Here is a 10437-nt window from a genome sequence, read left to right as displayed (position 1 = left end):
TCTCGCTTTTTATCAATTACCTTTTCTAGCAACATTACATTAACAGAAGATTCTTTCAAAAGATCTTCATGCTCTTTATTAGTTATAACCAACTCTGTTTGACTATCCTCCAACATGTAACGAATCCTTCCTTCTGGATAACTAGGGTCTAAAGGCATATAACAACCTCCTGACTTTAAAATACCTAGCATACCCACAATTGTATAAAGATTCTTTTCTACTAATAAACCTACAATATCATTTCTTCCAATACCTTTTGAACGTAAATCATAAGCTAAAATGTTTGATAAATTATTTAACTCTGAATAAGTTAATGTTTCATCCTCATAAACAACTGCTACAGAATTAGGGTAATTTTCTACCTGAGCCTCAAATAAATCGACTATGGTTAATGATTCAGGATATGATACATCTAAAAGAGTGTTTAACTCTAATGTTTTTTCTTTTTCTGCATTTGTTACCAAGGATAACTCTGCCAATTGAGTATTTGGGTTTTGAATAATATTTTTTAATAACCTTTTATAATAATTAACAAATCTTTCTATTGTACTTTCTTTAAAAAGATCGGTTGCATATTCTAATTCAAAACTTAATCCATTATTTTCTTCTTTTGCACCTAAAGTAAGATCAAATTTAGCCGTTGTTGATTCAAATAGATATTCTTGAATTTCTCCTGTACTAATTTTAAAAGATTCTTGTTTATTATTTTGTAGAACAAAAACACAATCAAATAATGGATTCCTACTTGGGTCTCTATCTATTCGTAAATCATTGATTAACTCTTCATAAGGATATTCATCGTTATCTAAATAACTTAATACTTTTTGATGTAATGATTTTATATATTCATTGAAGCTTACATTAGCTTCGACATTTATTGGAAAAGCTAATGTATTTGCAAACATTCCAATTATATCTTCTAATTCTTGATGCTTTCTTCCCGCTACTAAAGTACCAACAACTATATCATTTTTTCGACTAAGTTTAGATAACAATATTCCATAAACCCCTAACAATAGAGAGAAAAGTGTTATCTCGTTCTTTTTTGCTATTTCATTAAGCTCAAATAAATCTTGACTAGATACTTTAAAATTTTTAACTTTTCCTTTAAACGTTTTTTCTAAAGGCCTTGGAAAGTCATACGGTAATTCTAATACATCATATTTTTGATTAAACTGCTCTAACCAAAACTCTTTTTGATGCTGTACAAAATTTTGATGTTCATTACTTAAAAACCACTCAGCATAATCTCTATAGCTAATTTGTAAAGGTTTTAAACTATCTCCGTTGTATAATTGAGTAAATTCTTTCATTAAAATTTGTACAGATACACCATCTGATGCGATATGATGCATATCTATCAAAATATAATGTGCCTCTTTTGATATCTTCATTAACCCAACTCTAATTAATGGGGGCTTACTTAAATCAAATGGCCTTATAAACTCTTTTGTTATTAACTCAATATCTGACTCTTTTCCTTTTATTTCCTCTATTTCAAAAGAAACTTCTTCTAAAACACTCTGTATAGGCTGATTAGATTCATCTAACCCAAAACTCATACGAAAGCATTCATGTCTATTTAATAAAGATTTAAAAACATAACTAAGTTTTTCTTTATCTACCTCACCTGTTACCTTTAAAACTCCTGTTTGGTTGTAAGCAAGAGAGTCTTTATTTAATTTGTTTAAAAGAAAAATTCTAAATTGAGCTGGTGTAAGTTGATAAACCTCTTTTCTTAATCCTTTCGGTATTTTATTTTCAATACTATTTAAACTTTTCCTTTTGTTTAAATAATTCAATAACCCCTCTTTATTATTCTTCAATTCTTGGACTATACTTGGATTGTCGAAATTTTTAGGAACAATTATTTTTAAATTTTCTTTATCAATTTTAATGTTAATATCTAGCTCTTTTAATTTTAATAATAGTTCTTCCATATTAAAATGTTTTTAATCTTAGTCTGAGTTATTCCAGACATAATGGTTATTTTTTTGTTTTGCTTAAGTCCCTGAACAGGTTAGTTTTTGTTCAGATATATTTATATTGTGTAGCATGTTAACCTATAGATTAACATGTTTTTTAATACATAACACTTTTTCAAGTAGGTACAGCTAGCCATACTATTTTATAGCTAGCTGAAAATATTATATACTAATTTCTGTAGTCTCTTCTTTTTGGATTAAATTTCCTGAATCTATCCAAAGGTTGGCTTCAATAAAGTTTGCTTGCTGTTTTATTGTTGTCTTTTGAAATAGTTCAACAAGTTTCATTTCTATATTGAACACTCTTTTTATTTTATTTGCTATTTGAACCGCCATTAAAGAGTGCCCTCCTAATTGTATAAAACTATGATTAATACTTATAGATTGTTCATCTATTCCTAAAACTTTAGACCAAATTTCTACAAGTTTTTTTTCTGTTTCTGAAGAAGTCTCTATAAATTGATCGTCTGAAACTCTATCAGGAATTGGTAAAGCACCTCTTTTTAATTTTCCATTTGCTGTTAAAGGCATTTTTTCTAATCTTATAAAAAAAGAAGGAATCATATAATCAGGTAAACTAGCACCAAAATAAGCACGTAAAGTTTCATTATCTAAATACTGTTTGGATACATAATAGGCTGATAAATATTTTTCTCCTGCTATTTCTTGTACTTCTATAGCTCCAGCAATTATAAATTCATGAGAAGTTAAGACATGTTCTATTTCATCTATTTCTATACGGTAACCTCGTAATTTTATCTGATTATCCTTTCTACCTTTAAAAGCTAAATTTCCATCTGGTAACCAAAATGCTAAATCTCCTGTTCGATAAACTCTATCTTCACCTTCAATCCAATTATCAATAAATTTTTCGTTTTCTATCGTACTTCCTATATAACCACGAGCTAAACCTCTACCAGCTATACAAAGTTCACCTATTACACCTTTCGGTACAGGATTTCCTATACTATCTACAATATAAACTCTTTCGTTAGGGAGTGGAATACCAATGGGAAGTGTTTTATATTTATTCAATAAATCAGGATCTATTTTATAAAAAGTAGAATCTACACAAGTCTCAGTAGGCCCGTATATATTATATAATACAGCCTTATTCATAATTGAAAGCTCGTAAAATTTGTGCGCCATTTTTTTAGGCAATGCTTCACCTGCTAATAACCAAGCTTTAAATTCAGGCAAATCTATATTACCCTTGTGACTTTTTAATAACATCCCTAAATGAGTGGGCGTACCATCACTTACTTCAATCTTATTTTTCTTATAAAAATTATAAAGTTCTTGGCCATCCATTCTCTCCTCTTCTTCACAAATATATAAACAATGTCCCTTTAAAAGTGCAGTAAAAATCTGTTGGCATGAAGCGTCAAAATAATATGATGCTACCATTCCTATTTTTAGTCTAGGATTTAAATTTTTATATACAGTTTGTGAAAGTCCTTCGGCTAAATTCACTACCGAATCTTGTTCCATAAGTACTCCTTTAGGTGTTCCTGTTGAACCAGAAGTAAAAATACAATATGCTAAATCTGATGTTGATCTATCTAAATTTAAGTTTTCTTTACTGTATTTTTTTATTATTGGTGAATTTATAATATGCGTATTTATTAGCCCTTCATATAATGTTAAATATTCTTCATGCCCCAGTAACATATTAGACTTACTAGACTCTAACATATATTTTACACGTTTGAAGGGCAATTTAGAATCAATTGGTAAATAAGCACCTCCACTTTTTAAAATTCCTAAAATTCCGATAATAATATCTTCAGACCTATTAACAATTAAACCTATAATATCGCCTTTTTTGACCCCTTGGTTTTTCAGGTAAGCTGCTAACTGATTACTACGTTCATTCAATTCTTGATATGTTAATTTTGAATCTTTATATATAAGCGCTTTATAATTAGCAGATTCTAACGCTTGTTTTTCAAATAACTCAACAATATTCTCTTCTATCTCAAAAGTAATTTTAGATTTATTAAACTCTTTTAACTCTTCAACTTCACTCTTATCAAGAATCTTAATATCTCCTACTAAAACATCCTTATCTACCTGATCTATAATCTTTTTAAAATATTTTATAAACTTTTTTATAGTTGATTCGTAAAATAAATCTGTTGCATATTGAAAATTAAAATTAACACCTTTATTTTCTGTTACGTTTACATGTAACATTAAGTCCATCTGTGATGTATCTCCCTCAACTGGTAACTCATTAACTTCTAAACCATTTAATTTCAAATTGTAAGATGCAGCATCAGTATATACAAACATTACATCAAAAAGAGGGTTACGACTTGTATCTCTAGAAATATCTAAATCATTTACTAATTTTTCATAAGGATAATCTTGATTTTCTAAACTCTTAATAGAAGTTTGATGTACTCGTTGTAAAAAAGTATGTAAACTATCTTTTGAATCTATTTCATTACGTAGTGCCAACACATTAATAAAAACACCTAAAATGTTCTCTAAATCTGTATGTCTTCTACCAGAAACCGGTGTTCCAATAATCAAATCTTTTTGATTAGTAAGTTTGAATAACATTATTTTAAATACCCCCAATACTATTGAGAATAAGGTTGTATTAAGTGATTTTGCTAATTCATTTAATTTTTGAGTTTGTACTGTATCTATTTCGAAATTAACACCTGCTCCATTATAACTAACTACAGCTGGACGTTGAAAATCTGTTTGTAGCTTTAGAATTTCTGGGGTTAATTCAAACTGTTCTTGCCAATACTTTTTTTGGGTTTCAAGATTTTTTATAAACGTTTCACTTTCTTGCCAAACAGTATAATCTTTATACTCTAATTGTACAGGTAATATTTTTTTTCCTTGATACACTGTGAAAACATCATTAATAAAAATCTTTAAACTCACACCATCAGAAATAATATGAGGTCTATCTGTTAATAACAAATGTTCTTTTTCGTTTATTTGAATAAGTCCAGCTCGTAAAAGTGGACCTTCACTTAAATCAAATGGGCGCATAAATTTTTGAACAACCATTGTAGTTTCTTCTGGAGTAGCTTTGAAATATTCCATTTCAAATGGTACTTCATTTACAAACGTTTGAACTGGTGAGTCGTTTATTAACTTGAAATTAACTCTGAAAATTTCGTGATGTGATATAACTTCACGGAATGCTGCTGTTAATTTAATAGTATCTACTTCACCTTTTAACACAAACATTTGTGGTTGATTATATACTGTAGATGTTTTATTTAGTTGATGTAAAAAATAGAATTTTTTTTGGGTAGAAGACAACGGATAATACTCCTTAGTCTCTGCCCTTGGTATTTTTAAGTATTCCTCTTCTAAGCTTGTTTCTATTTCTTTTGCTAACTCTTGTATATTTTTATTAGTAACAAGTCTTGTTAAACTAAGCGATACTTTAAAAGTTTCTTTTATTCTATTAGCAAGAAATACAAGTTTTAACGACTGCCCTCCTAAATCAAAAAAATTATTTGTTGTCCCAATAACATTAGAGTCAATTTTGAGAACTTCTTCCCAAATATTTATTAATTTTTTCTCTGTTTCCGTTTTTGGAGCTACATACTCATCTTCTATTAATATTTTATAATCAGGAAGTGAACTTTTATCTATTTTCCCATTAGAATTTAAAGGTAATTTATCAAGTTGTACATAATAAGATGGTATCATATAATCTGGCAAATATTGTCCTAAATGTTGACGAATATCTGTTACTTGATAAGCAATAGCAGCTTCATAATATGCTATCAAATATTTATCATCATCAATTTCTTTTAATTCAATTACAGAATGCATAATTTCTCTAAAAGTATTTAATTGATGTTCTATTTCAGAAAGTTCTATTCTATAACCTCTAAGTTTTACTTGATCATCAATTCTTCCACAATATTCTAAGTTTCCATCTGGCAACCATCGGGCAATATCTCCTGTAAGATAAACTCTATCTTCTCCAATAATCCAATTGCTACGGAACTTTTCAGCACTTGTATTTTGATCTCCTACATAGTATTGTGCCAAACCATCACCTGCTATACATAGTTCCCCTGGAACCCCTACAGGAACTAATTTCCCATATGTATCTACTAAATAAATACGCTCATTAGGAAGTGGTTTACCTATTGGAATAAATGTATAATCATCCAAACTATCTCTATCTATACGATAACTGGTTGAATCTACACAAGTTTCTGTTGGTCCATAAAAATTATATAACTGAATACCATCTTTTATAATTGCATAAAAGTTTTTCACTAGTTCTTTTGGCAAAGCTTCACCTGCTAAGATCCAAGACGAAAGATTACCTAAAGAAGTATCTTCGCCTAAAGCATCCATAACCAAACGGAGATGAGTTGGAGTTCCATCAGATACATCAATTTCATTTCTTTGATAAAAAGATTTTAACTTCATTCCATCACCACGACTATCTTCATCAACTACATACAAACTATGTCCTTGTAATAAACATCCATAAATTTGTTGAACAGAAGCGTCAAATGAAAAAGAAGCTAGTAAAGCAACATTAAGCCTCTCTTCTTTATATGAATTATAAACTCTTTGTTCCAATCCTTTTACCAAATTGATAACACTTCTATGATTTACCATTACTCCTTTCGGTTTTCCGCTAGAGCCTGATGTAAAAATACAATATGCCATATCTGTAGGATATATTTCAACCATTACATCATTAACACTCTTCGAGCTTATTTTTGCTGAATCAAAGGATTTTACTGGTAAATAAGCAGTAAACCGTTCAACAAATTTGTTTTGTGTAAGTAAGAAACTTGCTCTACTTTGATTAAGCATATAACTTATACGTTGTTCTGGCAAACTTGGATCAATTGGTAAATAAGCTGCTCCTGTTTTAAGTACGCCTAACATTCCTACAATCATACTTACAGAACGTTCAAACATTAATCCTACCATATTTCCCGGGACAATTCCCTCCGAAATTAAATAGTTAGCAACTTGATTTGATCTTTTATTTAATTCTTCATAAGTAAGTTTTTCTTTTCCATAAAATACCGCAACACGTTCTGGATATTTTTGTGCTTGTGCTTCAAAAACACTTACCAAATTGGTTTCTTTAGCATAATCTAATGAAGTTGCGTTATAATCTTCTACTAACAACTTATACTCTTCTTCAGGAAGTATATTAATATCAGATAATTTAATATCAATATTCTCCATTACTACTTTTAATATGTTTTTGTAGTATGAAATAAAACGTTTTATTGTCCCTTGCTTGAATAAATCTGTTCTATAATCGAGATAAAAAACATAATTATTTTCTTTTTCAAATACACGAAATGAAATATCTAGTTTAGAACTAGTGTTTACATACTCAATATGATTTAAATGTGTTTTTTTAGATTTGAATTCTGATACAGAAAAATTATAATACTCAAACATTATATCAAATAAAGGATTATGGCTTAAATCCAATTTTAATCCTAAATCTTCTACTAATTTCTCATAAGAATATTCTTGATTTGTAAAACTTTGTAATGCAGTATTTTGTACTGTATTTAAAAAGTTAGAAAAGTTTTCATTTCCTTTCGGATAATTACGAATAGCTACAGTATTTATAAAAACTCCAACTAACTTTTCTAAATCTAAATGCTGACGTCCTGCTGTAGAAGTTCCTATTACAATATCTTCCTGTCCTGATAATTTTGATAGTAATACAACAAATGATGCTAACATTACATTATACATACTAACATGCTGCTTATCACAAATCTTATTCAACGCTATAAGCTCTTGCTTACTTAACTCAAAAGATTCAGTAGCTCCTTGGAAAGAATTAATTCTAGGTCTTGTAAAATCTGTTGGTAAATTTAAAACTCCTGGAACATTACTAAACTGATGTAACCAAAACTTTTTTTGTTCTGCTAAAATATTCTCTGTTTCTTCTTTTTGTTGCCAAACTGCATAGTCTTTATACTGAATTCCTAAAGCTTCTATATTCTCATTATCAATAAAGCTCACAAAATCTTGCATCATATTTACATATGAAACACCATCAGTAATAATATGATGCATATCAATTAATAAATAGGCTTCATCTGCTTGTATAACTTTAAGTCCAACTCGAATTAAAGATGGGGTGCTTAAATCAAAACTTCTTATAAAGTTTTTCATAGACTGCTCCAAACTCTCTTTCGAATTTGAAAAAACTTCAATAGCAAAATCAACTGTTTCATGTATTCGTTGAATTGGCTCCCCCTCTATGAGATGAAAAGAAGTTCTTAAAACTTCATGTCTATTAATTATCTTTTGGAATGCATTTTCAAAACGTTCTATATCTATATCTCCAGACAGTTTGAACGCAATTGGTACATTATATGCTGTCATTTCTGGATTCATTTGATTAAGAATGAACATCCTTTTTTGTGTATCCGATTGTGGATAAAACTTTTGATTTTTTACAAGTGGAATATGATCAAAGTTTATTTTGGGTCTGGTAGAAATTAACTCTAACTGTGCTTTTATTGTTCTATTTTTAAAAGCATCACGAATACTTATATCTATTCCAAAAGATTTGTGGACTCTTGAAATCAATCGATTTAAAGTTAGAGAGTTTCCTCCTAAATGAAAAAAATCATCTTCTTCATTAATAAGATTAACTCCTAAAAGTTGTTTCCATATGGTAGTTAACTCATTTTTTACAAAAACTTCATCTGTATTTAAATTTTCTGGCTCTTCTTTTATTTGAACCACTAATTTTTCTTTCTCACTATTTAATTCCTTTAAAAAGTTATTATAGTTTCCTTCCTTATAGTTTTTTAATAATACAAATCGTTGAATTTTCCCACTAGTAGTTTTTGGAATCTTATCTACAGCAATTACTTTTTCTATTTCTAATCCAGTACGTTGAGCTATATAATCTTTAATCTCTTTTTCTAAATTTATGAACTCTAATATGGATCCATTGTGAACAATAAATACATAAATATCATCATGAAATTTTTCTTTATTAAATAAACTACAAATAATCGCTTGTTGAAATGTTATCTCTGGTAACTCAGTTATTAACTCTTCTAAGTCATTTGGGAAATAATTTTGTCCATTAATCAAAATCATTTCCTTTTCTCTCCCTGTTAATATAAGATGCTCATTATCTATAAACCCTAAATCTCCTGTATTTAACCAACCTTCTTCTGAAATTGTCTCAGCAGTTGTTAGGGAATCATTATAAAACTCTTCTGTTACAGCTACACTTCTAAGATGTACAATTCCTAATGTTCTTTCTGGAAGCACATTCATATCTCGATCCGTAATTTTAATCTCAGTCCCTGTATATGGTCCTAAATTTGCAAATGAAATAGCTTCAGGAGAATTTTTAGTTACGAATTCAATCTCTTTTCCAACTTTTAAGTTATGTCTATTTAAATTATACTCTCTAGTAAGCTCTTGATTCTTTAGTGTAAATGAAACCCCTAATACAGATTCTGCTAGTCCGTAGGCCGGTCCTACAACACCTTTCGATAAACCATAAGGTGCCAATTTATGTTCGAAATCATCACACATTTCTATAGATACAGGCTCGGCTCCATTAATTAGCAACCTTAATTTTTCAAAAGATAATCCTTCTAAATTTTTCTCCTCTATATTATCTATTGCGTGTTTAAATCCAAAGTTTGGTGAACCCGAAATTGTTATGCTATTTTTCGCAAGGCTTTTAATCCAAATCTCTGGATAAGCAAAAAACTCCATTGGAGGCATTAAAAATTGAGGAACATTTTTTAATAGCGGAAATATGTGAAAAAATACTAATCCTAAGTCATGTGTGAGAGGCATCCACCCAAGAAAAGAATCTTTTTCTTCTATTTCAATCAAATTAGACATTGTATTAATATTATAAATAATACCTTCTTGTTTATTTACAATTCCTTTTGGATGCCCTGTTGAACCTGATGAGAATTGAACAAACACTGTATCTGATGCTTCACCCGGAAATACTTTTGCTAATTTTGAATAAGTAATTTCATCAAGAGAAATAAATCTTTTCTCTATATCAACAAAAACTTCAGAATTATTATGCAAATATTCTTTCCAACTATCTTTTAATGTTGGTAAATCGGTAATTAAGTATGGATTATCTAATCGCTCCCACACTTTTTTAATTTTTTTTATAATATCAATATTTACACCAAATACAATAGGAATCGGTATAATTTTACCAAATACACATGCCCAAAACGTTACTAAAAAATTCTTGTTAGATAAAAATTGAAATACTAATTCATCACCAGGTTTGATTCCTTTTTCCTGTAAAACATGAAGCATACACCTAGCTTCCATATAAAGCTTCTTATATGAAATGTATTCTGTCTTATTTTCTCCTTCTATGAAGGTAATTCCTGTTTGCTTTTCTGATTGAATATTATTCAGAAATATTTCTTGTATAGTCGATTGCTTTAACATTTTTATG

At 29.0% G+C, this 10437-nt stretch carries 2 protein-coding genes; both read right to left on the bottom strand.

The window, feature by feature from the left end; translation table 11 throughout:
* A partial coding sequence (locus tag F7018_RS16470; RefSeq protein WP_150901199.1) for a condensation domain-containing protein occupies positions 1-1940 on the bottom strand: 1940 nt, incomplete at its 3' end.
* Positions 1941-2147: 207 nt separating this feature from the next.
* The gene (locus F7018_RS16465; RefSeq protein ID WP_150901198.1) at positions 2148-10430 is read right to left on the bottom strand and encodes a non-ribosomal peptide synthetase; all 8283 of its coding nucleotides are present in this window, start codon (positions 10428-10430) and stop codon (positions 2148-2150) included.
* Positions 10431-10437 lie beyond the last annotated feature (7 nt).

The sequence above is a fragment of the Tenacibaculum aiptasiae genome, assembly GCF_008806755.1.
In the GTDB taxonomy this organism is placed as follows: domain Bacteria; phylum Bacteroidota; class Bacteroidia; order Flavobacteriales; family Flavobacteriaceae; genus Polaribacter; species Polaribacter aiptasiae.
This window is presented reverse-complemented; position numbering and strand designations above follow the sequence as displayed.

Coding starts and splice junctions, on each gene's coding strand:
- F7018_RS16465 (WP_150901198.1), bottom strand. CDS start 10,430: ATGTTAAAGCAATCGACTATACAAGAAATATTTCTGAATAATATTCAA.